The sequence below is a fragment of the Streptomyces sp. NPDC048211 genome, from assembly GCF_043202315.1.
Lineage (GTDB): Bacteria > Actinomycetota > Actinomycetes > Streptomycetales > Streptomycetaceae > Streptomyces.
In genome coordinates, this window is sequence record NZ_JBIDAD010000003.1 from 107057 (window position 1) to 131674 (window position 24618).

General features: G+C 68.8%; 25 protein-coding genes and 1 pseudogene. 14 read left to right on the top strand and 12 right to left on the bottom strand.

Going from position 1 to position 24618, the window contains the following annotated elements; all coding sequences use genetic code 11:
* Positions 1–9: 9 nt before the first annotated feature.
* Positions 10–303 carry a DUF1330 domain-containing protein gene (locus ACGFZA_RS13340; RefSeq protein WP_385272440.1) on the top strand — a complete coding sequence of 98 codons (294 nt, stop codon included), beginning with the start codon at positions 10–12 and terminating at the stop codon, positions 301–303.
* 851 nt (positions 304–1154) lie between these two features.
* Here the strand turns inward: ACGFZA_RS13340 and ACGFZA_RS13345 are convergent.
* Positions 1155–2120: a zinc-binding dehydrogenase gene (locus ACGFZA_RS13345; protein ID WP_385272437.1), complete on the bottom strand. Its 966-nt coding sequence runs from the start codon at positions 2118–2120 to the stop codon at positions 1155–1157.
* A 166-nt stretch (positions 2121–2286) separates the two neighbouring features.
* Here ACGFZA_RS13345 and ACGFZA_RS13350 point away from each other — a divergent pair, with 166 nt between their 5' ends.
* From ACGFZA_RS13350 to ACGFZA_RS13360, 3 genes are all read left to right on the top strand, one after another.
* A complete protein-coding gene (locus ACGFZA_RS13350; RefSeq protein ID WP_393678983.1) occupies positions 2287–2916 on the top strand; it encodes a TetR/AcrR family transcriptional regulator in 630 nt (209 codons plus the stop codon).
* Between the two features lie 361 nt (positions 2917–3277).
* Complete coding sequence (locus tag ACGFZA_RS13355; protein ID WP_385272431.1) at positions 3278–3769, top strand: DUF2975 domain-containing protein; 492 nt, start codon at positions 3278–3280, stop codon at positions 3767–3769.
* The gene (locus ACGFZA_RS13360; protein ID WP_385272428.1) at positions 3769–3996 is read left to right on the top strand and encodes a helix-turn-helix domain-containing protein; all 228 of its coding nucleotides are present in this window, start codon (positions 3769–3771) and stop codon (positions 3994–3996) included. Before ACGFZA_RS13355 ends, ACGFZA_RS13360 begins: the two co-directional genes overlap by 1 nt.
* A 285-nt stretch (positions 3997–4281) precedes the next feature.
* On the opposite strand, the gene ACGFZA_RS13365 is transcribed toward ACGFZA_RS13360, so the two are convergent.
* Positions 4282–5349 carry a glycoside hydrolase family 43 protein gene (locus ACGFZA_RS13365; RefSeq protein ID WP_393678984.1) on the bottom strand — a complete coding sequence of 356 codons (1068 nt, stop codon included), beginning with the start codon at positions 5347–5349 and terminating at the stop codon, positions 4282–4284.
* Positions 5350–5542: 193 nt separating this feature from the next.
* Positions 5543–6040: a TspO/MBR family protein gene (locus ACGFZA_RS13370; protein WP_393678985.1), complete on the bottom strand. Its 498-nt coding sequence runs from the start codon at positions 6038–6040 to the stop codon at positions 5543–5545.
* A 159-nt stretch (positions 6041–6199) separates the two neighbouring features.
* On the opposite strand from ACGFZA_RS13370, the gene ACGFZA_RS13375 reads away from it, so the two are divergent.
* The gene (locus ACGFZA_RS13375) at positions 6200–7204 is read left to right on the top strand and encodes a YdcF family protein (protein ID WP_393678986.1); all 1005 of its coding nucleotides are present in this window, start codon (positions 6200–6202) and stop codon (positions 7202–7204) included.
* Positions 7205–7489: 285 nt separating this feature from the next.
* A complete protein-coding gene (locus tag ACGFZA_RS13380) occupies positions 7490–8128 on the top strand; it encodes a hypothetical protein (protein WP_385272416.1) in 639 nt (212 codons plus the stop codon).
* Positions 8129–8715: 587 nt separating this feature from the next.
* Here ACGFZA_RS13380 and ACGFZA_RS13385 read toward each other — a convergent pair.
* Positions 8716–9894, bottom strand: coding sequence for a PP2C family protein-serine/threonine phosphatase (locus ACGFZA_RS13385; protein WP_385272414.1), 1179 nt, complete (start codon positions 9892–9894; stop codon positions 8716–8718).
* A gap of 336 nt (positions 9895–10230) precedes the next feature.
* Here ACGFZA_RS13385 and ACGFZA_RS13390 point away from each other — a divergent pair, with 336 nt between their 5' ends.
* Complete coding sequence (locus tag ACGFZA_RS13390) at positions 10231–10440, top strand: DUF6480 family protein (protein ID WP_393678987.1); 210 nt, start codon at positions 10231–10233, stop codon at positions 10438–10440.
* Positions 10441–10709: 269 nt separating this feature from the next.
* Here ACGFZA_RS13390 and ACGFZA_RS13395 read toward each other — a convergent pair.
* A pseudogene (locus ACGFZA_RS13395) lies at positions 10710–11910 on the bottom strand (spore photoproduct lyase family protein).
* Between the two features lie 404 nt (positions 11911–12314).
* Positions 12315–12551: a DUF2945 domain-containing protein gene (locus ACGFZA_RS13400; RefSeq protein ID WP_385272408.1), complete on the bottom strand. Its 237-nt coding sequence runs from the start codon at positions 12549–12551 to the stop codon at positions 12315–12317.
* 486 nt (positions 12552–13037) lie between these two features.
* Here ACGFZA_RS13400 and ACGFZA_RS13405 point away from each other — a divergent pair, with 486 nt between their 5' ends.
* From ACGFZA_RS13405 to ACGFZA_RS13415, 3 genes are all read left to right on the top strand, one after another.
* Entirely contained in the window at positions 13038–13115 is a 78-nt protein-coding gene (locus tag ACGFZA_RS13405; protein WP_371604899.1) for a 50S ribosomal protein bL37, read from the top strand.
* A 908-nt stretch (positions 13116–14023) separates the two neighbouring features.
* Positions 14024–14296: a hypothetical protein gene (locus tag ACGFZA_RS13410; RefSeq protein WP_385272404.1), complete on the top strand. Its 273-nt coding sequence runs from the start codon at positions 14024–14026 to the stop codon at positions 14294–14296.
* A gap of 457 nt (positions 14297–14753) precedes the next feature.
* Complete coding sequence (locus ACGFZA_RS13415) at positions 14754–15170, top strand: hypothetical protein (RefSeq protein WP_385272401.1); 417 nt, start codon at positions 14754–14756, stop codon at positions 15168–15170.
* 148 nt (positions 15171–15318) lie between these two features.
* On the opposite strand, the gene ACGFZA_RS13420 is transcribed toward ACGFZA_RS13415, so the two are convergent.
* The gene (locus ACGFZA_RS13420) at positions 15319–16497 is read right to left on the bottom strand and encodes an alpha/beta fold hydrolase (protein ID WP_393678988.1); all 1179 of its coding nucleotides are present in this window, start codon (positions 16495–16497) and stop codon (positions 15319–15321) included.
* Positions 16498–16641: 144 nt separating this feature from the next.
* On the opposite strand from ACGFZA_RS13420, the gene ACGFZA_RS13425 reads away from it, so the two are divergent.
* Positions 16642–17238 carry a hypothetical protein gene (locus ACGFZA_RS13425; protein ID WP_393678989.1) on the top strand — a complete coding sequence of 199 codons (597 nt, stop codon included), beginning with the start codon at positions 16642–16644 and terminating at the stop codon, positions 17236–17238.
* A gap of 461 nt (positions 17239–17699) precedes the next feature.
* On the opposite strand, the gene ACGFZA_RS13430 is transcribed toward ACGFZA_RS13425, so the two are convergent.
* The gene (locus tag ACGFZA_RS13430) at positions 17700–17861 is read right to left on the bottom strand and encodes a hypothetical protein (protein ID WP_385272390.1); all 162 of its coding nucleotides are present in this window, start codon (positions 17859–17861) and stop codon (positions 17700–17702) included.
* Positions 17862–17964: 103 nt separating this feature from the next.
* Entirely contained in the window at positions 17965–18534 is a 570-nt protein-coding gene (locus tag ACGFZA_RS13435) for an SMI1/KNR4 family protein (RefSeq protein WP_393678990.1), read from the bottom strand.
* Positions 18535–19086: 552 nt separating this feature from the next.
* Here ACGFZA_RS13435 and ACGFZA_RS13440 point away from each other — a divergent pair.
* A complete protein-coding gene (locus tag ACGFZA_RS13440; protein ID WP_393678991.1) occupies positions 19087–19719 on the top strand; it encodes a DUF2461 family protein in 633 nt (210 codons plus the stop codon).
* A 200-nt stretch (positions 19720–19919) separates the two neighbouring features.
* Here the strand turns inward: ACGFZA_RS13440 and ACGFZA_RS13445 are convergent, their stop codons facing one another.
* Positions 19920–20609 (bottom strand): TetR/AcrR family transcriptional regulator, encoded by a 690-nt coding sequence (locus tag ACGFZA_RS13445; RefSeq protein WP_393678992.1) that lies wholly within the window; start codon positions 20607–20609, stop codon positions 19920–19922.
* Positions 20610–20750: 141 nt separating this feature from the next.
* On the opposite strand from ACGFZA_RS13445, the gene ACGFZA_RS13450 reads away from it, so the two are divergent.
* Positions 20751–21602, top strand: coding sequence for a patatin-like phospholipase family protein (locus tag ACGFZA_RS13450; RefSeq protein WP_393678993.1), 852 nt, complete (start codon positions 20751–20753; stop codon positions 21600–21602).
* 34 nt (positions 21603–21636) lie between these two features.
* On the top strand, positions 21637–22818 hold the full coding sequence (locus tag ACGFZA_RS13455) for a cytochrome P450 (protein WP_393678994.1): 1182 nt from the start codon (positions 21637–21639) through the stop codon (positions 22816–22818).
* 288 nt (positions 22819–23106) lie between these two features.
* Here the strand turns inward: ACGFZA_RS13455 and ACGFZA_RS13460 are convergent, their stop codons facing one another.
* Together ACGFZA_RS13460 and ACGFZA_RS13465 are read right to left on the bottom strand one after the other, a co-directional pair.
* Complete coding sequence (locus tag ACGFZA_RS13460; protein WP_385272373.1) at positions 23107–23397, bottom strand: hypothetical protein; 291 nt, start codon at positions 23395–23397, stop codon at positions 23107–23109.
* Between the two features lie 245 nt (positions 23398–23642).
* Positions 23643–24473 (bottom strand): TIGR02569 family protein, encoded by an 831-nt coding sequence (locus tag ACGFZA_RS13465; RefSeq protein ID WP_393678995.1) that lies wholly within the window; start codon positions 24471–24473, stop codon positions 23643–23645.
* Positions 24474–24618 lie beyond the last annotated feature (145 nt).

Genomic DNA, 24618 nt, shown 5'->3' on the forward strand with positions numbered 1-24618 from the left:
GGAGGTCTCATGGCCAAGGGCTATTGGGTCAGCTCGTACCGCACCATCACCGACCCCGAGAAGCTGGCTGCCTACGACAGGCTGGCCCGTCCGGCGGTCCAGGCCGGGGGCGGACGGGTCCTCTCCCGTGGCGGCAGGGTCGTCGCACACGACGCCGGCATCGCCGAGCGCACGATTCTGATCGAGTTCGACAGCTTCGACCAGGCGGTCGCGGCACACGCGAGTCCGGCCTACCAGGAGGCGCTGGCCACGCTCGCGGACGCCGTCGAGCGCGACTTCCGCATCATCGAAGGCCTCGACTGACGCCCGACGCTGCGTCAGCGAGCACCACGGAGTCCGCTGTCGGGCCCACCACGGCTCTTCCGCGCCCCGCACCCTCGCGAAGGACGTCAGGCCGGTCGCGTCAGTAGCGACATCCGGATCGGCGGCGGTTCGCGGGGTGCGGCGGCGCGGACATCGGTTCCAGGAGCGGCCGCAGGCAGCGTCGGGCCACTTCGCCGTGAGCCGCCGGTACGCGCAGTCTGCGCATCGGCGTGCCGCCGGCTACCGAAGGTCCGGCCAACGATGCCGCTGGACTCGTTCCAGGTCATGGACCGAGGGCAGAGACGTCGACTCCCACCCCTCACAGCGGCTTTTCTCCCGGTCATGGGTCTCGATGGGGGCGCCCTCCGGCACCTGGCGTTCCGGGGACGGGGCCGCCCGCATGCGGGCCGGCGGCGGCTCAAGGCGGGTCACCTCCGCGGGTGCTTGGTTCTCCGGCGCCGACGTCCCCCGTCACGAGCACCGGCAGCCGTCCTGCTGCTGTTTGACATGCCGAAGCCACATCGAGGCTCGGCCGGTTACGGCTTCGTGGCGAACATGCCAGTGTCGGCCTCAGTGAGGATGCCGAGTTCTGCCTTCCGGCTCGCGACCCGGTTCGATGGCGCCTCACGTCTACACCTGCGTCGCCGAGGCGGTCGAGGTTTGCCGCCCACACCCCGACCTCGCAACCGCAGTCCGCAATGGACCCGCAGGGTTCGTGACACACGGCACCTCCTGGCGATCGACCGGAGCGCCACCGACCGCCCCTTCTGCTCGGGCGAGGAAGAGAAGGATGGTCGGAAAGATCGCCGGAAGCGGGTCCTGTTCCGTCGACCGGGCCTCCCTCCCCTGGCTCAGGGGGCCAGTACAACCCTGCCGAACACCTCTCCCGCGTCCATCATCCGGTGAGCCAGCACCGCTTGGTCCAGCGGCAGCACCTCGTGCACGACTGTGCGCAGCCTCCCGTGAGCGGCATCGGCGAACTGAGCCGACCGCACGGCCTGCCTGTCGAGGATGGGCACCGTGTCGGAGCTGAAGGTGGCGAACGACAGGGACCGGCGGAAGGCGTCCAGCAGCCGCATGCCGAAGTCTGCCGGCGGTTGCCCGCCGACCACACCGACGGACACGAACCGCCCGTTGGAATTCAGCCGGTCCAGGAAAGCGGGAAGCCGGGGACCTCCCACGACATCGATCACCACGTCGAAGCCCGACGGTGCGTTGGGGCCGGCGCCCTCGCCGGAGCGGTCGAGGATGTGGGTCGCGCCCAGGTCTCCGAGTCGGGCGCCGCGCTCCGCCGATGAGGTGGTGACCGCCACCGCGGCCGCGCCGCCCCTGACTGCGAGCTGGACCGCTGTGATCCCGATGCTGCCCGCCGCGCCGCGCACGAGCACGCTTTCACCGGGCGTGAAACGGGCGTGTCGCAGAGCGAAGTGAGCGACCACGCCGGAGCCTCCCAGAGCCACCGCGTCGGTGCCGCTCAGGCCGTCCGGCAAGGGCAGGAGTTCCTCGACCGCGGCGACAGCCATCTCGGCGTAACCACCGGACACCCCGGTGAACGCCCACACCCGCCGACCGATCCATGAGGTGTCCACGCCCCCTCCCACCGCGGTGACGCGTCCCGCGACCTCGCTGCCGAGGAGATGGCCCTCCTGAAAGCCGTAGGCAGCGAGTATTCCGCGGCGGATCACGGCGTCCACGCCGCCCACCCCGGCGGCTTCCGTGGCGATCAGCACCTGCCCGGGGGCAGGCACGGGCTCGGGCAGGTCGACGACTTCCAGACCGTCGGGGTTTCCGAACTCCCTGATCACGACGGCTTTCATCTCTACTCCTCGGGTCGGTGAACGTACGGGGCGCAGCGTCTGCGAGCGTGGGCGGCGAGCCCCGCCCCACCGAGCGAGGCAGCGTGAGTGAGGTTCCGGGACGCGCGGCATGACCACCATCGGAACGTAACGGACGCCCCCGTCCGTTTGACTGAAACGAGAGACCATGACCGGCCGTTTGTCTCACCCTTCCCGTTCCGACGCCCGCGACAACCGGGCCCGCATCCTGGACGCCGCCCGTACGGTGTTCGGCGAGAAGGGGCTGGGTGCGCCCATGCGCGAGGTCGCCCGGCACGCAGGCATCGGCCCCGCCACGCTGTACCGGCACTTCCCGACCAAGCAGGCACTGGTCCTGGAAACCTTCGCCGCGCAGCGGCGAGCCTGCCATGCAGCCATCCGCGACGCCCTCGCAGACTCGGATTCCTGGCATGGATTCCGGAGCCTGATCGAGCGGATCTGCGAACTCCACGCGCACAGCCGCGGATTCGCCGACGCCTTCATGACGGCCTTTCCGGAAGCCGTGGACTTCGCCGCCGACCGGGAGCGGACTGTACACGCGGTCGCCGAACTGGCCCGTCGCGCTCAGGAGACGGGCCAGCTGCACTCCGGCTTCGTGGTCGACGACCTGGTCCTGATGCTCATGGCTCACAGGTGCGTCCAGGACGCGCCGCCTGCCGCCCGGCTCGCGGCTTCGCGCCGCTTCGCCGCCTACGTGATCAAGGCATTCCGCGCCGAACCAGCGACAGAAGCGCCTGCCCCACTGCCGCCGGCTCCGCGCCTGCAGCACCCGCAGTAGCCCACCACGCCCGCTCTTGCCCGCCGGCGGGCCAGGCTGCCACCGTGCCGCAGTTCTCCGCGGCGCATGTCGTGAACAACACGCAGAACACCCTCAACCCCCTTGCCGCCAGGCACAAGCGCCGAGTGTTGTCCTCGAACCCCCACGATTACACCACCGTCACCATGCCCTCCAGGCGCGTTGGAAGATCACCCGTGCGCTCGAAGACGGTCATTTCTCAGCGGGCCTGCTCGGTGTCGGCCGCGCGCCGTGCGACGCGAGCGGCCGACAGTGAACGCCGCTGGTCGAGGCTACGAGCAACCCTTGCCTCGCCTATCGAAATTCGATAGATTTCCATCGTAGATCGATGGAAGGATGAGTCATGGGAAAGCTGGCAGTGCGCTCGCTGCGCGCCGTCCTCGTGGTGGTGCTCACCGGCACCGTGTTCGTGCAGGCATTGATGGTGTGGGCGTTGGTCAGCGGAAACGATCCGGAGGACGGGTCGCTCCCGCTGACCCCGCTGCGCGTGATCACGATCCTGGGCATCGGCACGGCCCAGTTCGCGCTGGTCTGCGTATGGCGACTGGTCACGATGGTGCGACGCGGAACCGTTTTCTCCCACGCCGCCTTCCGGCACGTGGACGGCATCATCGGCGCGATCGTCGCAGCAGCGCTCGTGTGGTTCGCGGTGACGGCCGTCAATGCCCCCGGCCAGCGGGACGACCCCGGCGTCACCCTCATCATGGGCGGAATCGGCGTGGCCATCCTGGGCGTCGCGCTCATCGTGCTCGTGCTGCGGATACTGCTCGCCCAGGCCGTCACACGTGATGTCGAAGCGGCACAGATGCAGGCCGAGTTGAACGAGGTGATCTGATGCCGATCGCCGTCGATATCGACGTGATGCTGGCCAGACGCAAGATGTCCGTGGGCGAGCTGGCGGAGCACATCGGGATCACGCCCGCCAACCTGGCGGTACTCAAGAACGGCCGCGCCAAGGCGGTGCGCTTCACGACGCTCGCCGCGCTCTGCGAGGTGCTCGAATGCCAGCCGGGCGACCTGCTCCGCTGGGAGGCCGAGGCCGAGGACACCACGGGCGAATGAACCGTTCCTGCGGGCGCGGACTCGCCGGTCCTGCTCGCCATGGGTCGACCCGTCCCACTGCGTGACACCGCCCGTGCCGTCCGCAGCAGCAGAAAGCGTGCCGTCCGGGCTGACGGCCAGGGCGGTGGTGCCTTCGGCGGTCCGTGTCTCAGCGGATGGCCGGCGCCGGAGCCTCCGTGGCCGCGGCCGCGCACGCATCCCGCGCCTTGCCCCGGCGACCGTCCCTCCCGATCCTCCTGGCCGACGCATCGGCTCGGCAGGTCATCTCGGCCGCAGTCCGCCTCCCTACTCGAAGAACTTGAGGCTCCAGCCCGTGTCGGCAGTCGGGCCGGGGACGTTGGCGCGGCTGTAGGTGGTGTTGCCCCACCAGGCGAACGTGCCCGTGTACCAGTAGCGGTTCTCCCAGGCGTAGGGCGTTCCCTTCGGTACGGCGTGGAACATCAGGGGGAACCTGGGGCCTGCGGGCGGACTGGTGTTGATGTCCCCGTTGAGCAGGACGAAGCTGTGATGGCCGGGACCGTTGACGTACAGCGTCGGATCCCAGCCGGACATCATCGTCGCGCGGCTGGAGCCGAACAGGCAGCCGTTCGACTTGTACCAGTCCCAGACGTACGTGGGGTCGCCGCCGGCCCGCAGCCGAAGGTCGGCCACGCAGTACTGGTCGCTCCAGCTGCCGTTGGCGGAGTACGTGATGTGCAACTGCCCGTTCGGATCCTTGATGGCCTCGGGGCCCTCGTTGATGAACGGGTTGCCCACGACTCGCTCCCAGCTCTCCCGCGGCTGCGAGATGACGTGGCGCGCCCCGGTCGGCGCGGTGGGGCTACTCATCCGCGCTATGTAGAGGTTCTGCTCGACGTTGGTGTCGCCTGCCCAGCCGGACCAGACGAACCAGCGCTGCCCGCCGAAGGTGAACAGGGTCCCGTCGATGGCCCATTTGTTGTCCGGCAGGGCGAGCTGACTCTCGCCGGTGTAACCGCTGTCGGGGCTCGCGGAGCTGATGACGTACATCCGGTGGGCAGACCCACGGCCGGCCGAGAAGTAGATGTAGTAGCGACCGCCGTCCGTGACGATCTCCGGAGCCCAGACCTCCCCGCGCCCGGCCGAGTCCGACCACACCTGCCGAGGGGTCGCCGACGCCAGCGCACCCGTCGAGGGCGCCTGCCGTACGGCGATCCCGCCACCGGCCGACTGCACCGACACATAGGTACTGCCGACCCGGATCACACTCGGATCCGCTGCCCTGATGGTCTGTTCCGCCTGGGCCTGCTCGGCGGACGACAGCGTCATGACGACAGCGAGAACACCGGAGAGCGCAACGGCGGCGGCGCGGGAAAGAAGGCGGGTGAGATTCATAGGTCCCGTTCCATGGTCGGCCTCCGCTGTGACGCGCGAGTCGGCGGCGGTGTTTACATCGATGGAAGAGCGCCCCCACAGCATCGCGATTCGACCTGGACATGTCAATGCGCTGTGCTGCTGGTTCACACCCCGGCTCATCCCGCTTCCCGCACGGCTCCGCTTCGACCGGCCCTGAGTGACCACCGCCTGATCAGCGCATGTTCCGGCGCCTGATGTCGGCATTCAGGAGCGTGGCGAACCCGCACCAAGCGGCGTACGGGGTCAGCGCGAGAGCGGCCGTGCGGTCAGCCTTCGCGACGCGGCCGATGAACTCGGCGTTGCTCACGTCGAGCAGAACGGTCCCCACCAGCCCGGCCTGTGTACTGCGCATGCGGAAGAACAGCCAGTTCCACGCCGTGTTCGCTGCGAGGTTCGTGCCGAGACTCACCGCCAGCACCCTGCGCTCCTCCGGGCGGGCCGCCAGGAGAGCCCGGCCACCGGCCCAGGCGATGCTCGCGTAGAGCGGGGTCCAGACGGCTCCGAAGGCCCAGGCAGGCGGTTGCCAGGGCGGCTTGGACAAGGACCGGTACCAGCGGGTGTCCGGCGCGACCGCCCGGCCACCGAGGGCCGCCGCCACCGTCACCCCCGCAGCGGTGGCCGCATACGTCTTCCACCGGCCCGACGCCGGCTGCCGCTCGCCTTCGCTCATCAGCCTCATGTTGCTTACCCCTACCCGTTCCAGCCCGGGCGACAGCCTGTCCTCCCCCACGAGAGCAGCGGCCCACGTGTGCTCCCGGACTTCCGCGTCGGCGATCCGTCCTTGCCGGGGCACCCGCGGGCCCAGCTCCCAGCCGCCTAGCATGTCGGCATGTTGGCCTACGTCCCGGCGTTCTTGATCTTCCTCGCCTTCTGTGTCGGCACGCTCCGCGAGCGCCGCCGTTTCAGCAACGCCGTCCTCCTCGGTCTCTCGTTCGTCCTCGCCGCAGCCGCCTGGCTCACAGAACTCGCCCGCTCGCAACCCGCGACGGGGAGGGAGATCGGCGTGGTGCTGTTCCTTCTGGTGTCGGTGGGCATCGTCATCCTGGCGTGGTTCTTGATCTCGAACGGCGTGACCATGGTGCGCAAGGAGGGCAGAAGCCCTGCCAACCTCCTGTCCCTGTTGGCAGGGCTTGCCCTGGTGGCCCTTCTCGCCCTGATGACCACAGCACTGACCCTGAAGAACGAAACCCTGATGGTGGTGACAGGCACAGTCCTGGCGCTGGCCGGTTACATCGCCTTCCTGTTCCTCTGTTTCATCGCGTACGCCTTCCTCTACGGACGTCTCCACATCCATCGCAAGGCCGACTACGTGGTGGTCCTCGGCGCCGGCCTCATCAACGGCGTCACGGTGTCGCCGCTGCTGGCCAGCCGCCTGGAGCGGGCCCGAGCCGTTCATACGAGGCTGGCGGCGCGAGGCCGGCAGCCCGTGCTCCTCGCCTCCGGCGGACAGGGCCCGGACGAAAGCCTGCCGGAGTCGCACGCGATGGCCGACTACCTGATCGAGCGCGGGTTCCCGGCTGCCCTGATCGAGCGTGAGGACCGCTCCACGACGACAGAGGAGAACCTGAGGTTCAGCAGATCCATCATGGAGAAGGCGCATCCCGACTACCGGTGTGTGGTCGTCACGAACAACTACCACGTCTTCCGCGCCGCGGTGACCGCCCGCCGGACGGGAGTCCGAGGCCAGGTGGTCGGGTCACCCACTGCCTCGTACTTCTGGCCCAGCGCGATGATCCGCGAGTTCGTCGCGATCCTCCTGACGTACTGGCGCACGAACCTCACCATCTGCCTCCTGCTCCTCCTGGGCGGGGTGGGCATCTGGCTGCTGAGCTGATCGGGCCCCGCTCGGCATCCTGCCGCCGGCCTGCCGCCGGCCTGCCGCCCCGTACGTACCGTCCCGTGTCGCGCTGGACATCCAATGGTTCAGCGATGTGGGCGGCGCATGGCTCCTCGACCTCGGCGTGGTCGCGTCGATCACCCGGGCGTCCCAGGCGTGGCGTGACGGCCGCAGCCCGGAGGCCGAAGACCGCTTTGAACCGTACGAGGCCGCTCCGGAGCGGTGTTCGGCGTACGGCGGCGTTACCGGTCAATCCAGGGCGGGCGGGCCAGACTGTCGGCCATGGCACAGGAGCGATTGCACTTCGACGGATGGATCGGGGCTGTCGGCACGACCTCGGGGACGCGGCTCGTGTGGGGACATTGGCCGCGGTCCCCGTTCGGGGCGTTCAGCGACGTCATGATCGAGCACCCGGACGGAGAGCGCTGCCTGCTGGCCCCCTCCCGCAGGATCGCCGAATTCGTCGCGGACACCTACGTATTCGAGCGCGTGGAGGTGGTCCCGGTGGACGTGAGGCGTGAGGGGACCCGTTGGTACGTCGGAGCGGGGCCGCTGGTGCTCGACGTGGTCACCGGTTCCCGGACCGCCCTGGGGCTGTTGCTGTGCGCGGTGCCGGCACCCCTGGCCCGCAGCCGCACCTGGGCCGCGCTGTGCGACGTACCGGCCCGTCTGCTGCCCGGTGTGCGCACGCTGGGGAGCGCGGGCCCGGACCGTCGCGAGTGGTACGGGGCCCGGGACCTGCACCGTGTCCGGGCCGCGACCGCGATCCTGGACGGTCGCCCTCTCGGAGGACTCGCTCCCGTCGACCCACCGGTCACGTTCGGGTTCGGGTCGGCGCCCCGCGTCCCGGCGGTGGTCCGGGTCACCTCCACCGTGGAGGTCACCGTGCCCCCGGGCCGGGGGCCCACCTCCACCGGCTGACCGTCCCGGCCCGCGGGACTACGCAATGTCGCGCGGGTGTTCGCTTGCTCCCGGTGAGCGAGCGACGAGCGAATGCGCGCATGGCCGGCCACCCGGGCGTGCCGGTCGATGGTTGGCCCATCGCGACGAGAAGGCGTCGTCCACGCACGGGTACAGCGAGTCCACTCCGCCCTCCGGCGCCACGGTCCGGCGGTCGTACAGCCAGTCGCCGAATGTCTGCGGGACAGGTGCAAGGAAAGCCGCGAGCGTCGGGCAGGACGAGGAACGGCCGATGGCTGCCAGTCGCTCACGCAAGGCCGGTCAGCCCTCCAGGCGCGGCGGGCCGGGGGCCGCGCGGGCGGGCCGCCGCGTCGGTCCACGGCCGCCCCCAGGGCGTGCGGTGAAAGTAGTGTCGTCCGGGAGGGCGGGGCTCGCGGCGTCCGGTGCGGTGCATCGCAAGGCGGAGGACCGCCCGCGTACTGGACGCACTCGGGCGACCCCGACAACGCGGCGAGGCGCCGTGCCAGACGCCGCGCGCCGGACGGGACCTTCACCACACGCCCCGGGCCCCCGGCCAGTTCGAAAGCCCAGCGAACTGCTCGCGTGGGTCACCGCTGCCGGGCGGGTCTTCGCCGGGAATTGCCGTGCCAGTCCAGGATCAGGACCGTCGCGTCGTCCTTGAGGCTGCCCTGGCAGGCATCCAGCACGGTGCGGGTCAGGCTCCGAACGGCCTCCCGCGGATGCTGGGTACCGGTTTCGCGAATCACCGAGGGCAGATCGGCGGCGGCCGCATCGCGATCCTGCATTCCGTCGGTGAGCAAGACCAAGCGGTCTCCGGGACGCAGGTGGAGTTGCTGCAGGCGATAGCCGGTCGGGGCCATCACACCGAAGGGCAGATTGACGGCGAGCGCGACTTCTTCGACGACCCCCTCACGCAGCCGAAGGGGGCGCGGGTGACCGGCGTTGACCAGCTCACACAGGCCCGTGTCGAGGTCGACACAGAGCAACTGCCCGGTGGCGAGACCACGACCGTGACTGAGCATGGCCTCGTGGGCATGGCTCGCCTGCTTGAGGGCGTCGCAACCGCTGCGGCGGGCCTGCCGCAGCGCTCCGACCAGCAAGGTGGCCAACAGTGCGGAATCGGTGTCGTGGCCCATCGCATCGGTGATGGACAGGTGCAGAGTGCTGCGGTCCAGCGTGTAGTCGTACGTGTCGCCACCGATGTCGTCGGCCGGGATCAACCCGGCGGCAAGCGTGAACTCGGCCGCCTCGCAGCAGGGGGCCGACGGAAGCAACTGGTGCTGGATCTCCGCGGCCAGGCTGGTCCGGGTGGTGCGCCGGCCCAGATGGTACAGATCGGTGAAGCGGCGGTCCGTGACGATGATGTAGGCCAGCGCGTGGGCGGCCTCGCGGACCTGCCGGAGCGCGGTCTCGCCCCCGGCCTGCAGCGTCACCTCCAGCACGCCGATGCGGTCGCCCCGGTTGGTGACCGGTGTGATGACCCGCCTGCCGCCGTCCGCGGCGGCTTCGACGTGCTGGCGCTGACTCTGCAGGACCTGATCGTAGAGACTTCCCCGCAACTCGATGGGCTCGGCAGGGTCGTCTGCGGCACCGGTCGCGGTCAGGCGCACCAGGCGCTCACCTATCAGGTCAACGAACAGGAACGACACCCGCTGCGCCCCCAGACGCTTCTGCAGGTCATGAGCCACCACGTCGACGGACTCACCGGGCGGGGCGGCCTCCGCAGCGGCCAGCAGTTCGCCCAGTTCCAGATCCATGCCCTCCACAGCAACCTCCTATCGGTTGCCGCACCTCCTTCCCTGCATCCCCGAATCCTCACCTCGTCACTGCATTGCGCCTGATCAGGGCAGCAGTTCGGCTGCCTGACCGGATGCCGCAGCCAGTGCTACGGCTGCCGACCGGCGGGCAGAGCCGCGTTCGGTGGTGGCATGGGCGGTACACCGACGCCCGTGCACCCCGGGGCACTCTGCGCCTATCGATGAGCGACAGTGCGTCACAACGGGTGGGCCCGGCGGCACGGCAAGGTCCCCGGGGCAAGGGATTCCGCCCGGGAGCGGGCTCTCAGCTTCCGGCGGCCCGCCGCGTCGTCGCACGCTGCGGGAGTGACGGGATGGAGAGAAGGTGGAGGTATGGCTATGTCACTGAACCCTCCGGGCGAGACGCCACCGGCCGAGGGCTCCATAGGCGAGGTCCATCAGCAACCGGCGGACGGAGGCATCTGGGAACACCCCAGGTTCTGGGCAGGGCTGATCCTGCTGGGGTCGATCTTCTTCGCCGCCTACTTCATAGGGCGCATATTCGGCTACGGATGACTCCTGGTCCTCGGCGGGCGACGGAACCCTTGCCGACGGCAGCGAAACGTCGGCCGCCAGTCTTCGACCACAGCGCACTCACGGCCGGGACGTCGGCTCCGGCCCGCCGGCACACTCGGCAGCGACGCCCGTGGAGGCGCGCTACTGAGACCGCGCCCGGCCAGGTGCTCCCTGGAGCGAACGACGACAACGTGACAGGCGCCGTCAGCAGGCGCGGAGGCCACACGCGGGTCGGCTCGGCAAGGATCGGCACGGCTCGGCACCCTCGCTCAGAAGGCGTACCTGACCTGCAGCCATGGCGCATGGGTGGACAGCAATCGTCGAAGCCGGGTCAGCGCTTCCTGTTTGACCGCCAGCGAGTAGCGCACGTTGACGGCTCCGTTCTGCGAGCGCTTGGTCTCCTGCGCCTCCGGCCGCCACAGCACCTCCTCGGCGCGGGGGGTGCCAGCCCAGGTTGACCTCGTGAAGCGTCTCGTTGTGCGTCAGCATGATGATCTCGGCAGCGGCCTGACGTTTCACGCGGGTGGGCAGGACGTCGTCGAGCCGCGTGAACAGTTCGGCCCAGTCCATTTGCCATCCCGGTCGCAACACTACGGGCGAGAGATTGAAGTGCACCTCGTAGCCGGCGTCGAAGAAGTCGGTGGCTGCCGCGATCCGCTCGTCGATCGAACTGGTTCGGATGTCGAGCAGACGGGCGTCGTGGTGGGGCATGAGGGAGAAGCGCACCCTGGTGCGGCCCTGCGGGTCGAGCGCGAGCAGGTCGGGGTTGACGAACTTTGTCGCGAAGGACGCCTTCGCCGAGGGCAGGCTGCGAAAGGCTGCGATGAGATCTGCCGTGTTGTCGCAGACCAGCGCGTCGACGGAACAGTCTCCGTTCTCGCCGATGTCGTAGACCCATGCCTGCGGATCGCACTGGTTGGGCTCCGTTTTGCGGCCCTGGGCCCGCACGTGGCGGCGGACATGGGCCACGATCTCCTCGATGTTGGTGAACATCGTGATGGGGTTGGCATAGCCCTTGCGGCGCGGGACGTAACAGTAGGCACAGGCCATGGCACACCCGTTGGACGGGCCCGGGGTGATCCAGTCGGCCGACCTGCCGTTGGGGCGTGTCCGCAGCGTGTGTTTCACACCGAGGACAAGCGTGTCGGTCTTGATACGCGCCCAGCGGGCGATGTTCCCGTCGTTGCCGTGGAGCGCGGGAATGCGCCAGTGGCTCTCGACTTCGGTCACGCGCGCTTCCGGGAGCCGGGCCACGATCTGCCGGCCCCGCGGGGAATCCAGAGCGGCCGGCTCCGCGTAGATCTCTCGCACGTCGAGCATCCGGCGGGCCTCCGGCCCGTCCCGGAAGGCCGGCTGTGCCGCACGTTCCGGGACCGAGTCCGACCACCCGAAGAGCGGCAGCTGTCGGGGCGCTCCCGACCCGTCTTCCGCCGGCTGCTGATTCACGCGTGTCTGTCCAATCCAGGCCATGCGACGCAGGCGGGTGCTCAAGCCGCGATTTCCGCTCGTCCGCTCTGTTTGCCATGTCGCGCCGGAGCGGCAGTCGCGCGATGCGCGGTTGGTCCAGCGGACATCGATATTACGGAACCTGCCCTGTCCCCCGCCGTCGAGAGCGTGGTGTTCGAACCCGCCGAGCGGCCCCGATGACCTTGCGCAGAGGGGCAAGGCACGCATCACCGAACTGCAGTTCGCGGATTCTCGGCAGCTGACGGCCGGTCGGCCCGACACCTGACCGTGGGCTCTCCTGCGCTGTTCTCGCACCCCACTTCGTGAGCACGCTCGGCGCCGGGCCACTTGGCCGGCGCTCCTGCGCTCGTGTCACCGGCATGGTTGCGGTGACCGACCGCATCCTGGCGCGCTCGTCCGCCGAGAGCTCATGCGCTGTCCCTGCCCTTCCTCCTACGCAGTGCCTCCGGACGGTGGACGGCCTTCTTGCCCGTTCCGGCGCTGCGTACCTCGTACTGAGGGTCTTCCTCGGAGGCGTCCACCGTCCTGCCCGCCACCTTGCCCCGCTCCTGCACCTTCCGGGTCACGGAGCCTTCCACGTCATGTCCATGGCTTCGCCAGGTGACATCGTCGCCCTTGGACAGTTCCTTCTCTTTCCCCGCCATGGCGAGCCCTCCATCCAGTCGTGCCTGGTTCGGCCGCCGAGCCGTCGTGCCCTTGGCCGACCAGTCCAGGATCGTGGCTGTGTGCCCTTCGCGCACGATGACGGAGTGCGCCGACCCGCTTGACCTGCGACGGAGCAGACGGCACTGGGTTCGGCCCGCCCCCTTGACCGCCCAGTCGACGGGACATCGATATTGCTACGGATCCACGTCGCGCAAGGCTGGGCCGGACACTTTCGGTCCGGGAAACCCACCCGCCCGGCACGTCACCGAAGCGGTGTTGCGCCGACGACGCTCCCAGCCGACCACGTGAAGGTCGGACACATCCTGACCGCAGGTCGAGGGGGTGAAGACGAACGCGGCGAGTCACACCACTCAGGTGCACGTACCGAAAGAGTTTTTCCCCGCGCGAGTGGGTAGGGGCTCTGTGATCGCCATAGGCGACAAACCAGCAGAAATATTCGAACGATGCAGATCAGGGAGAGTTTGATGTCCTCGAAGCGACGTCGGAAGAAGAAGGCCCGCCGTAAGAACGGCGCAAACCACGGCAGCCGTCCGCAGACCTGAGGGGCGCCCACACATCCGGGGACCATGGGTGACACCTGCCCGAAGTCCCCGGATGCGCGCCAGGCCGACGAGGCGTCGTCCGCCCAGGCCGGCGCCCCACCTGCACGGGATGACTCGGCCAGAACCTTCGCCGACCTGTCCCGGGGCAGGATCGAATCCACGTAGCCGGTGTCCACGCGCAGAGCACGGCCGCCCGCCGCCCTTGGTCACCGCGGCGCACGAGGCAACCGGGTGGACCACCAGATGAGCGATCTTCTCCGGTGCGAGGAGATCGCCGCGGGCAGTCACTCCGGCCGCTGGGCTCGTATGAACGCGTGTATACGCCTCTTCCCACGGAAGTCCTTGTCGACCACCCCGTAGACGCACTCTTCGACACCGCCGGGCGAGATCGCCCGGCGCGGCGACGCATTCCACCTCCGGCGAATGTTCGCGCAACCGCTCGACTGCGACTGGTACGGATTGCTGCGGCCGTTGACCGCTACACAGGCGCCCGCGCCAGCGAGTCCGACGGCGATGTTCGCGCCGACCCCCTGCGTGGAGCCGGTGACCAGGGCTGCACTTCCGGTGAGATTCACGCGCAGGGCAGTCGGCTTACGTGGATACATAAGGTTCAATCGCCCAAGAATGAGCAGCCAGCTCGATACCCCTCGTCCGCCTGATCGGGAGTGATCGGTACGAGGGCCCACGCCTCGGCATGGCTGTCCCGGGCTGGCATATCCGGAGAGGCTCCCGGCCGCACCGAAGCCGAACGCGGGCCCTCCGCCTGCGGGAGTGTCTACCGAAGGCCAAGCCACACGGCACCCGAACCGAAGCAAGTCCCCGTGTCCCAGAGGCACTTCGGGGTACCCGTGGTTCAGACCGGTCCGATTCGCGTGCCGGCCCCGGAGTGATCACGAAGGAGTGGACACATGACGACCCAGTACGGCAATCATCCGACCGGACAGCAGCCCTACGGCACACCCCCGAGTGCTACGACCGGCAACGTACTGAGCATCATCGCGATGGTGCTGGGCGTGGTCTCACTCGTCTTCCTGCCCATCGTCTTCGGTGTGGTCGGCCTGGTGCTGGCCATCGTCGCCAAGACGGTCCGGCACGAGCGCCTCGCCGTTCCCGCCATCGTGGTCAGCGCCGTGGGCCTGGTCGGCGGGATGATCCTCGGAGCCATAGTGGCCGGCTCCTGAACCGCGGCTGTGCCGGCTGTCATGCCTACCGGGCAGCACCGCACACAGCGCACCAGCCGTTCTGCGTCCTCATCATGAGCGCCCGAGAGTTGCTTCGGGCCGGGAGACACCGCAGAGCGGCTGGACCGGTCGGGGAACCGTACCGCCGCTCCGTACCGCCGCCCCCTCCCTTGGGCCCTGAACCCGCTGTCAGGTAGCGGTCCGGCCGTTGCCGCACAAGGACCGTGGAGGCCTTGCCCCCATCACTGAGCTTTCGCCGCCGCACGTGCTCTTCAGAGCCTCTGGCATGGTGCTCGGCCGGGAAGCTCGTGCTGGTCGCGGCCGGCAGTCTGCTGTCTTGACCGCCCGTCAGTGGGTGGCTCGGAGGTCCCGTCACGCCGGCCCCACACGAAGCGTCGCGCCAGGGCGATACGGTGACTTCATGCGATGGATGCGCAGCAGGGGGAAGGGAGTCACCTTGGTCGACGGACCTGATGAGAGCGGTCAACGAGGCCCCGATCCGAGACCGGACCTGGCACGGCGCTCGGCACCGTTCCTGCCCGCTGACATCGAGATCCGGCAGGTGTTCATCTGCCAGAGCGCGCCGAACTTCTTGTACTTCGTCGTCACCTATCTCACCGGACTGACGATGTTCGTGAACAAGTACCGTTGCGTGGCAGTCACCCAAGACGCCATTTACGTGTTGGACAGTGGCAAGCTGTCCGGCGGCGCCGGCCCACGGCGTCTCGCGGGCACGATGCCACGGCAGACCCGGCTCGGTCCGGTCTCCGGCCGTTGGGGGCAGGTGAGCATCCTTGGCGAGCGTCACTGGGTCCACAAGCGCTTCCACGCCCAGATCGCTGCTGCGGACAGGGAGACCGGTCTCGCTCGATGAAGCCTCACCCTCTTCGGCGTGCTGGTCGGAGGGGCCGGCGTGAGGTATCTCCGGGGACTCGTGCTGGGTCATGGGCGGGGGTCTTCGGTCTTGATCGGTCTGAGCCCTTCCTGGGCCGTTCGGCCCAGGAAGGGCGAGCGGATGGTGTTCAGGGTTCGAGCAGGAGCCCGAGGACATGGGCGAACTCTGCCGGCTCGGCGCTTGCGCCGAGGTGGTTGCCGGGCATGTCGATCAGAGGTAGGTCCAGAAGTTCAGCAAGCGCTCGGGTCGCCCGGCGCGCCATCTGGTGATGGCTCAGCGAGCCGGCGCACAGCGTCACCGAAACGCGTCGGATGGCCTCGGTGTCGGGGACGTAGAAGACCGTGGGTCCCGCCATCCGCCCCAGGAAGTAGCGGTTCTTGTCGAGTTCCTTGCCCGGCAGCTCGGGTAGCGCCATATGGGCGGGAGGTGTCTGATCCGGTCCTGTGTGGTGGGCCGCGGCGCTGAGGTCAAAGAACTCTTGCACTGCCCGCTGAGGATCAGCCTCCGCGACTGCGAAGGCTGCTGCGGCTCGGCCCGCCAGGTCTGGGTCGTCCAGGAGAGACACGAGGGGCGGCTCATGCAGGACGGCCCGGCCGACCATGTCAGGGTGCTGCTTGCCCAGCTCCAGCAACGTAACGGCGCCACCGCTTGTACCGACGAACAGGGCGGGCTCCCCGGTGAACCTGTCGACGAGGGCGGCAAGGTCCTCGGCAAGGACCTCAGGCGTGGGCGCAGCCATCCCTGGGACGGCGCGGCTGGCCCCTATGCCACGCGGGTCGTGGGTGACGACGGTAAACCGGTCGGCAAGTTCATGCGCCAGCGCTGCGAAACCGGCCCGCCCAGCCGGTGCGCCGACGAGGAAGAGCAGGGGTCCCTCACCCTGGACGCCGAAGGCGATCGTGCAGTCCGGTCGGTCGAGAAGGTCCGCCGGACTCGTGATCCGCTCAGTGAAGTCCGCGATCTTCCGAGTGATGACATCGAGCGCACGGTCCAGTTCCTCGCGCCTGTCGTGGACGCGACGGCGATGAGCTGTCAGCAACTCCACTCGGAGCCTGGCCGGATCAGCCACTTTGTCGTCGGCGCCTGTGAACTGCGCGATATCGGCCAGCGGCATGCCTGTCTCCCGGAGATGAATCAGCATGCGGATCAGCTCGACGTCGGCCGTGCTGTATTGGCGACGCCCCGCGCTGTCGCGCCGTGGAGACGGTACGACCCCGTGACGTTCGAAGTACCGCAATGTATCGGGGGCCAGACCGATCCACGCCGAGACCTCCGCGATGCCGAACGGTTCATCTCTCTCATTCATGCCTTGAGCCTCGCCCCTGGACCCCGGTACAGGTCAAGCGCTCGTCAGTCGGCCGCGGTTCAGCGACCTGTCCGGTCAGTGCAGCCGGCCCGGATCCCGACCGGGGAAGCGCAGCCTGGCATCCACGTGGCCGACAATGAGCGCATGAACGTCCCTGAACTGCTCGAATCCGTTTCCCTGCTCGTTCCGGAAGACTCCGCCACCGAGAACGACATCACGGTGCGGGACATCTGGGACTACCTCGTCCACGACGAGTGGGAGATTGCCCTGGGCCTGCTGGAGGAGCTCGGGGACGGTCGCTCGCTCCCTCTGGCGTTCTGGGAGAAGCTCGCTGACGCGGCCGAGCAGCTCCGGCTGGAGCGCAGCGCCACGTGGTGTCATTGGCGGTGTTCCGAGATCCGCAACGGCGTGATCCGGGCGGATCTTACGCTCCGTCCTGCCAACGAGGGGCGGCGCACGACGCCGTTCTCCGGCGCCGGTGTTCTGCGGCCCATGTGGGACATCGGCCACCTCTCGCCCACCGGTGGACGTGCGGTCAGCATTGCCCGGCTCTGGGTTGAGGACGTGCCCTGTCTGGAGCCCGGCGGGCGAGCCACGGTTCGGCTCGTGCCTCTCACTCCTTCCCACTGGACGCACGTCCGGCCCGGCCAGCAGATCACCATGCACGAGGACCGGACGGTGGCCGGCACCGCGGTCATCCTGGAGGTTCATCGCCCTGCCACCGCCATGACCGCAGGGTGACGTCCATTGGCCACAGCGTCCTTCCCTGGTGCACGTATCTCTGTGCTTGGTGACGCATTCACAGGAATACGCGACAACCGCCTCTCGGTGGCTCGTCAGCGGCCGCCTCCACGCCTGCGTTGGTGGACATCGATGACCTTGCACGGCAGGCGGTGACAAGGGCCGTCACATCGTGCGCGAGACGTTCCGTGTGACCATCGGCGGAGCCCATGCCGGGCTCGCCATAACCATCTTCATCGTGGTCTCGTTTGCCGCCCTCGGCGGTACCGTATGGGCTCTGATCATTGGCGGAGCGGTTGCGTTCTGGTTCGCCGTTGCCGTCTTCTCGGTCGTCGGTGGCGGCCGCCACGGGTGGGCCGCGGCCAAACGCGCTTACCTCATGACTTTTCGGCTGGGCCGGTTGGCTGTGATCTCCGCAAGGGCGTGGCCAACGCCGGCTGCAGCATCGGTAGCTCCGCCCGTCATGGACCTTCTCCGATCGCGGCGACAGGAACTGTGGCTTCGAAGCGGGCGGAGAGTTCGCCGATCAGGGTGGCGACCGCCCGGTGGCGCTTGAGGCGATTGATCGCGCGCTCGATCTTCCTCCTCCGGGCCCGCTGCAGCCCCAACCGGATGACCGTCATCGCCGCAGCCGTCCTTACCCTGGAACGTCAAACGCTGATGAATCCCATGGACATTCCAGGGTGAGTACGGATCGGCAATGGCCGTCATCCAGTTGGGAACGTCTCACGACCATACAAGTCGACCTTCGGTGACCCGACAGACCGGGTAGCTTCCCTCGGTGATCTGCGTCAACTTCTCCGCTACGGAATCGAAATACTGGGCCATCGATTCGTACTCGCCCGTGACCGTGACCTCACCCACGAACCACTTGCCGACGCGTCCGTCCCGCACATCGATGAACTTTCCCATCCAGCCGTCCTGGTCCGACAGGAACGGAATCCACTCGTTACGCCAGAACGGATTGTCCGGCTGGTCCGGAGGGTCGAATCCACCGGGCCTGGAACGGTTCGCGTAGAGCCTCTCCATCGCCCGGATGCCCAGAAAGAAGCTTCCCTCGTCGGGGAACCCGTCGAAGCCGCAGCATGCCACTTCGTCGTCGACGTCTTCCTCCGGCAGATCCAGATCGTTCTGCAACAGCCACGTCCGCAGGTCCCCATGCAGGGAGATCCCCATTCGTTCCTCGGCTGCCGCGAGCATCTGCTCCGTAGCGGGCCCTGGCAGATCCGCGTGATCGGCCGGCGCGTGCTCCCGAAGAAGACTCATCACACGGGACCAACTCACAGCCACACTCATCGCACTCTGCCCTCTCCATAGAGATGTCTCCGTCCGACTACACCCATGAGGAGGTTGGGAAGTACCGGCCGGACAACCATGCAGGGATGGTACTTCGAGCGTGCGTTCCATCCGGCCTGCGATCATCTTCCGCCCCGAAGCGCAGGATCGGCCCTCATCAAAGTGACCGTCCGCGACTTCTCGCAGAAGCGCTGCCTCGCCCTCCCGCACCTGCCCCCGCCAGCGTCAGCGTTGCCCAGCTCTGCCGGGCCGGGCCCGGCGGCGACTGTTCCGTCACCCAGGTCCCGCAGGCACAGGAACCGACCACGCCGCACGTCATCTGCCTGCTGCCCCAGCACCGCGCCGACTGGAGCCCACCTGATTCCACGGCATCCAGCAGACCGCCGCCCGCCCGAATCAATGGCACGCCAGTACGAGCATTTCTTGTTCGCATGCCGCGCGCCCAGTTCCTTCTCAAAAGCCTCACCGCAGAACGCTCGCAGGTCGTCCGCACCAGTCCCACGCTCTTCACGCGCGGCTCTCGCGAACGACCGGCTGGGCTATTCTCCGCGCATGCGCGAACAGTTCACCGGCTGGCCGGAACAGGCCATGGACGTGTTGTGGCAACTCCAGGGCGAACCGAACAAAGCCACCAGGGAGCGCTACCGCGCAGACCGTGAACGTCTGGTCCGGCAGCCCATGATCGCCCTGCTCAACGAGGTCGCGGACTTCGACGCCCGGTACGAGGACTTCTCGGTGTGGCACTTCCGCACCGGCTCCTGGTGGTGGCAGCACCAGAGCGCGGTGATCCGACTCGGCCGCAAGATCGAGCTCGGGCTCCGGTTCTCTCTGGACGGCCTGCGGATCCAGGGCGCCTGGTGGTATCCCGATCCCGGCCAGGTGGACATGTTCCGCAGGGCCGTGGCCGCCGAGGGCAGCGGCTCCGAACTGTCAGCCATCGTCGAGGAGGTGCGCCATAGGGGCTACGAGATCTCCGGGGACATGATGAAACGCCTCCCGCGTGGCTATCCGGCCGACCACCCCCGTGCGGACCTGCTGCGCCACCGTTCACTGATCGCCGCCCGTTCTCTCGGCTGCGAGGAATGGCTGCACACCCCCGTAGCGCTCGAACGGGTGCTCTCGGCGGCCAGCGATCTGGACCCCTTGCTCATGTGGCTGGTCCGCCACGTCAAGCGCGCCGCCTGACATCGCTCCCGGCCGACGGACTGACCATCTGGAGCCGTACTTCAGAAGCCGGTGTCACGGAGGAGGATTCGGCCGCCGGTGAGCGACACAATCCCCCTGCCCAGGGCGGGACAGGCCGAGAACCAGCAGGCCACGCGCGCAGGAAACGTCAAAGGTTCTGGTGGTGACTCAGGCCGGCAGGCCTGGGCTCCCCGGAGCCCTCACTCATCGTTCAAGCCCTTCAAGGGCGCCCGGTGCGGGCCCAGTTCCCTGAGGACGTCGCCGAGCTGGGGGGCTGTGAGGGCCCGGCCCGGCAGGGGGAAGGGCGCCGGGCGCAGGCCGTCCAGGAGCAGGGCGAGGGGGCGGTGCCAGGCGTCCGGCGCAGTCGCGGCCGCCAGGGCCGGGACGGCGCGGCCCAGAGCGGCCAGCGCGAACAGGACGTCCTCGGTGGTCACGTCCGCGCGGACGGCGCCCTCCTGCCGCCCGCGCTCCAGCAGGAGTTCGATCGTGTCCCGGTTGTGCGTGTGCACGGCGTCCAGCGCCTCGACGCCTTCGACGTGCGTGGTCATGAGGTCGTTGGTACCGCGGTCGGCGGCGAGCGCGTCGAAGACGGTCCGGAGGTAGTCGTTCAGCCCCGTCCAGGCGTCCACGGCCGTCCGGGCCCGCTCACCCGCCTCCGTGGTGCCGGTCAGCTGATCGCGGAAGACGGCGTCGACGAGGGCCGCGCGGGTGGGGAAGTGCCGGTAGAGCGTCGCGTTGCCCACGCCGGCCCGGCGCGCGATCACGTCCAGCGGCGCCTGCAGCCCCTGCTCGGTGAATACCTCGTGACCCGCCTCCACCAGGAGCTGCCGGTTGCGGCGCGCGTCGCGTCGCTGGGGGGCCGTTCCCTCACCTGTGCCGATGACGATCATCCTCCGAAAGAAGTGGGGAGCTATCCCCAGTACTGATGCTATCGTCGGAACGCGAAGTGGGGACCACTCCCCATTTCATGGGTGGTCCCCGCGGGGAAGGGACCACCCCGACTACGTTCGTGCGCTCGGGAGAGGATCGACGTGAGCGGAAGCGGCACCGGAACCGCACTCGTACTCGGCGGCGGAGGGCCGGTCGGCGGCGCATGGCTGACAGGCGTGCTCGCCGGGCTCGCGGACGCGGGCATCGACCTCCACCGGGCCGACGTGGTCATCGGCACGTCGGCGGGTGCTGTCTTCGGCTCCCGTCTGGCCTGCGGCCAGCCGCCCGGCGAGCTGTACGAACGCCAGCTCGCCGGCGACGACCGCATCGATCTCCACGTCACCACGGCCCAGACCCTCCGTTTCCTCCGGGCGGCCCTCGGTTCCCGCGACCCCGAGCGCTCCGTACGACGCCTCGGCCGTGCCGCCCTGGCCGCGTCCACCGCACCCGCCTCCGAGATGTACGACGCCGTGCGGACGCTGCTGTGCGGGGCAACGGACTGGCCGGCACGGGCCCTGCGGATCTCCGCAGTCGACGCGGTGAGCGGCGAGGTGAAGGCCTTCGACGCGGACACGAAGGCCGGCCTCGTCGACGCGGTGGCCGCGAGCTGTGCGGTACCCCTGGTCTGGCCGCCGGTCGCGCTCGACGGCCGGCGCTGGATCGACGGCGGCAGCCGCTCCACCGCCAACATCCAACTGGCCCGCGGCTACGACCGGGTCCTGGCAGTCGTCCCCATCCCCAACGCCGTCGGCCCACACCCGGGCGCCCGGCAGCAGGCAGCCGACCTGGCCGCCGGGGGAACTGTCGTGTCCCTGGTGTGCCCCGGCCGTACCGATCGCCGGGCGATGGGCCGCGACATGACAGCGAACACCCGCGTCCCCGCAGCCGCTCGCGCCGGATACGCCCGTGCCACGGCGCTGGCAGCCGGGGTGGCGGACGCATGGCACGACTGACTCCCGGACAAGCCCCTCACCGAAAGGTCACAGCATGCAGTCACCCACCCTGGAGGAACTGGCACCCCGCGGCCATGACCTGGCGAGGGATCCCTATCCCGTCTACGCGGCGCTGCGGGCCAGGGGTCCCGTGCACCGCGTGTCCGTTCCGGGCAGCGGGGAGTGCTGGCTGGTCGTGACGCGCGACGCGGCCAGGGCCGCGCTCACCGACCCGCGACTGCGCAACGACATACGCCACTCCTCGGCCTGGCGGACCGACGGTGGCCACGCCCTCGGCCTCAACATGCTCCAGAGCGACCCACCCCGCCACACCCGCCTGCGCGGGCTGGTGGCGCCGCACTTCACGCCGGAACGGGTCGCCGCCCTGCGACCGGGGATCGAAACGGTCGCTGCGGAGCTGCTGGCCGCGCTGCCGCGGCAAGGGACCGCCGACGTGGTGAGCGGGTATGCGCTGCCGTTGCCCGTCACGGTGATCTGCGACCTGCTGGGTGTTCCGGCTGCGGACCGCTCTTCCTTCCACGACTGGTCGAACGAGCTGGTGACACCCACCTCGGCCCAGGCGGCAGATTCCGCGGCCGCCGACCTGGCCGCCTACCTCACAGAACTGACGGCACGGAAGGCGGCCGCCCCGGACGGCACCCTGCTCAGCGACCTCGCAGCCGACTCCTCCCGCCTCACGCCCGAGGAACTCCTCGGCATGGCCTTCCTGCTCCTCGTCGCGGGCCACGAGACAACAGTGAACCTGATCTCGGGAACACTGCACGCCCTGCTCGCCAACCCTGAGCAACTGGAACTGCTGCGCTCCGACGTGAGCCTCACCCCCGCCACGGTGGAGGAGTCCCTGCGATACAACTCGCCGGTGCACGCCTCCGCATTCCGCTTCGCAGCCGAGCCCCTGGACCTCGCGGGCACTCACATCCGCGCCGGTGAAGCGGTCCAGATCTCCCTTGCCGCGGCTTCCCGCGACCCGCGCCACTTCCCGGACCCGGACCGCTTCGACATCACGCGCCGGGCGTCGGGCCACGCGGCTTTCGGCCACGGACTGCATCACTGCATGGGCGCCCCACTGGCCCGCGCCGAAGCCGCGATCGCCCTTCGCCTACTCGTGGAACAGCGCCAGGCGATGGCCTTCGCCACCGACCCCGCGCAACTGAGTTGGCGGACCGGCACCCTGCTCCGGGGGCTGACTGCATTGCCGGTCCAGTTCCACTGCTGACGAGCTCAAGCTCGGCAAGGGGCGAGAAATCGAGCTGCGGTCCAGCGACCGCGCCTCCTGCAACGATGCGTTCACGAGTCGCGACCGTGTTGCGCAGAACGGCGAGCGCCCCCTTCGACCACTGCCGAGCGGGCTCGATGGACGACGAGCTCCACAAGCACCACCTGGAGCAGGACGATGTCGCCTCCTCGGTGGCCGCGCTGGGCGGGCGCCCCGGACGCCGCGCCACTCCCCCAGCATCCGCAGCTCATCGGCACGCCGGTTCTTCAGGCTCTTCGGCTACCGGCATCAGTACGTGGCCGGCGGACCCTCGGAACTCTCGTCATCAGTCATCCGGTGTGCCTCCACCAACTGATCGATCTCCTCGGGAACCCCGTACAGCGCGTCCAGAACCAGACCCCATGCCCGGTCCCGCAGCTCCTCCGGCACCTCGTTCTCGATCTTCTCCGCAAGCCTGTCGATCTTGGAGTCGGCGTCGTACTCAGTGCCCGTGGTCGGCGCGGACACCACTGCCCACACCAATCGGCCCGCCCCGGCCGCAGCTCGGCCTATGTTGCCGAACACCGATCCGACACCCATCTGCGTGCCCTCCCTTGACCGTTGGTGTCCCGCCGAAAAGGACTGCCTCAGTATGCGGGGCGTGCCGGCGCACCGCTCCAGAAGCTGTATGTCAACCGTACTGAGCGTGCGGGCCGAACGGGTCTCCCTCGACCCTGACCCTCCACCGCGCGAAGCAAGCCGAGGTCGCACGCCCCGCCAAGAGGACCGTCGCCAACCTCGGCATCCCACGTCCCCGTCACGATTCCACTGGAGCCTGACCCGTGCTACCCGCCGATCCGCTCTTCAACGAACTGAGACACGCGCGTGAACCTGAGCAACTCCTCTTCAGCCAGCGCACCGTCGTGTCCCACCAGTACGCCCAGGGCGACCAAGCGGAAGATCAACGCCCGCAAGAGCATCTGAGCGCCCTCGGTGCCGGGGACCGCCGAGTCCACCAGGCGGGTTCCAACCTGGTGATAGAGCAGGCCATCGACCACCACGATCGCATCCGCATAGGCGACCGGTCGCCAGTACGGCGAGAAGTCAATGATCGCGGGGGCGTGGCCAGGCGCGAAGAGAACGTTTCCCGTCAGGTCGCCGTGGATGAGCTGAGCACGCGCTTCCACGGGTTCGCGGAATGCTTGCAGCCTGGTGACCAACTGCTCTACCTGCGCGGGTACTTTCGTTGTCGTCTCGCCCCAGGCAACTCGATCAGCGACCGCCCACGGGTGCTGGTGCACGTCCAGTCGATCAGGTCGTGGCACGTCCCGCAGAGCCTCGTGGAAGGCTCTACCCGCAGCCAGCAGGGAATCCCACCTACCGGCGGGACCCGGCTCGCCCGTCACAAAACGGGTCGCCGCCCATCCCTCGACGACGTATCCCCCGTTCACGGAGCGCAGAAACCGCGGGACACGAAAGCCCCGTCGCCCCTGCAGCCCGTCCATCAGCCTCGCTGCCCACTCGACGTCCGTGCTGTCACCGGCCGGCTTCAGCACGACATCGCCTACGCGGACACTCTGGCCCTGGCCTCCTTCGAGCGGCTCAGGCCGTCCAGTGAGCTGGAACGCCTTCAGAACGGACGGCGGCGGCAGGGCTGTGTCAGTCGCAGGATTCACACCGCGCATCCTTCAGGACCGACACGGCCTCACGCACCCCTTTTTTCAGGGGACCGGCTCACGCCTCCGCTCCATCCCTTCGGGTGAAGTGCAGAGAAGGCCGCACCTCTGCCCGCACCGCCGAGCAATCGCGTACCGGCAGTCC

Bases quoted from the DNA above. Each gene is read 5' to 3' on its own strand.
- ACGFZA_RS13340 (WP_385272440.1), top strand. From the start codon at position 10: ATGGCCAAGGGCTATTGGGTCAGCTCGTACCGCACCATCACCGACCCC.
- ACGFZA_RS13345 (WP_385272437.1), bottom strand. From the start codon at position 2,120: ATGAAAGCCGTCGTGATCAGGGAGTTCGGAAACCCCGACGGTCTGGAA.
- ACGFZA_RS13350 (WP_393678983.1), top strand. From the start codon at position 2,287: ATGACCGGCCGTTTGTCTCACCCTTCCCGTTCCGACGCCCGCGACAAC.
- ACGFZA_RS13355 (WP_385272431.1), top strand. From the start codon at position 3,278: ATGGGAAAGCTGGCAGTGCGCTCGCTGCGCGCCGTCCTCGTGGTGGTG.
- ACGFZA_RS13360 (WP_385272428.1), top strand. From the start codon at position 3,769: ATGCCGATCGCCGTCGATATCGACGTGATGCTGGCCAGACGCAAGATG.
- ACGFZA_RS13365 (WP_393678984.1), bottom strand. From the start codon at position 5,349: ATGAATCTCACCCGCCTTCTTTCCCGCGCCGCCGCCGTTGCGCTCTCC.
- ACGFZA_RS13370 (WP_393678985.1), bottom strand. From the start codon at position 6,040: ATGAGCGAAGGCGAGCGGCAGCCGGCGTCGGGCCGGTGGAAGACGTAT.
- ACGFZA_RS13375 (WP_393678986.1), top strand. From the start codon at position 6,200: ATGTTGGCCTACGTCCCGGCGTTCTTGATCTTCCTCGCCTTCTGTGTC.
- ACGFZA_RS13380 (WP_385272416.1), top strand. From the start codon at position 7,490: ATGGCACAGGAGCGATTGCACTTCGACGGATGGATCGGGGCTGTCGGC.
- ACGFZA_RS13400 (WP_385272408.1), bottom strand. From the start codon at position 12,551: ATGGCGGGGAAAGAGAAGGAACTGTCCAAGGGCGACGATGTCACCTGG.
- ACGFZA_RS13405 (WP_371604899.1), top strand. From the start codon at position 13,038: ATGTCCTCGAAGCGACGTCGGAAGAAGAAGGCCCGCCGTAAGAACGGC.
- ACGFZA_RS13410 (WP_385272404.1), top strand. From the start codon at position 14,024: ATGACGACCCAGTACGGCAATCATCCGACCGGACAGCAGCCCTACGGC.
- ACGFZA_RS13420 (WP_393678988.1), bottom strand. From the start codon at position 16,497: ATGAATGAGAGAGATGAACCGTTCGGCATCGCGGAGGTCTCGGCGTGG.
- ACGFZA_RS13425 (WP_393678989.1), top strand. From the start codon at position 16,642: ATGAACGTCCCTGAACTGCTCGAATCCGTTTCCCTGCTCGTTCCGGAA.
- ACGFZA_RS13430 (WP_385272390.1), bottom strand. From the start codon at position 17,861: ATGACGGTCATCCGGTTGGGGCTGCAGCGGGCCCGGAGGAGGAAGATC.
- ACGFZA_RS13435 (WP_393678990.1), bottom strand. From the start codon at position 18,534: ATGAGTGTGGCTGTGAGTTGGTCCCGTGTGATGAGTCTTCTTCGGGAG.
- ACGFZA_RS13440 (WP_393678991.1), top strand. From the start codon at position 19,087: ATGCGCGAACAGTTCACCGGCTGGCCGGAACAGGCCATGGACGTGTTG.
- ACGFZA_RS13445 (WP_393678992.1), bottom strand. From the start codon at position 20,609: ATGATCGTCATCGGCACAGGTGAGGGAACGGCCCCCCAGCGACGCGAC.
- ACGFZA_RS13455 (WP_393678994.1), top strand. From the start codon at position 21,637: ATGCAGTCACCCACCCTGGAGGAACTGGCACCCCGCGGCCATGACCTG.
- ACGFZA_RS13460 (WP_385272373.1), bottom strand. From the start codon at position 23,397: ATGGGTGTCGGATCGGTGTTCGGCAACATAGGCCGAGCTGCGGCCGGG.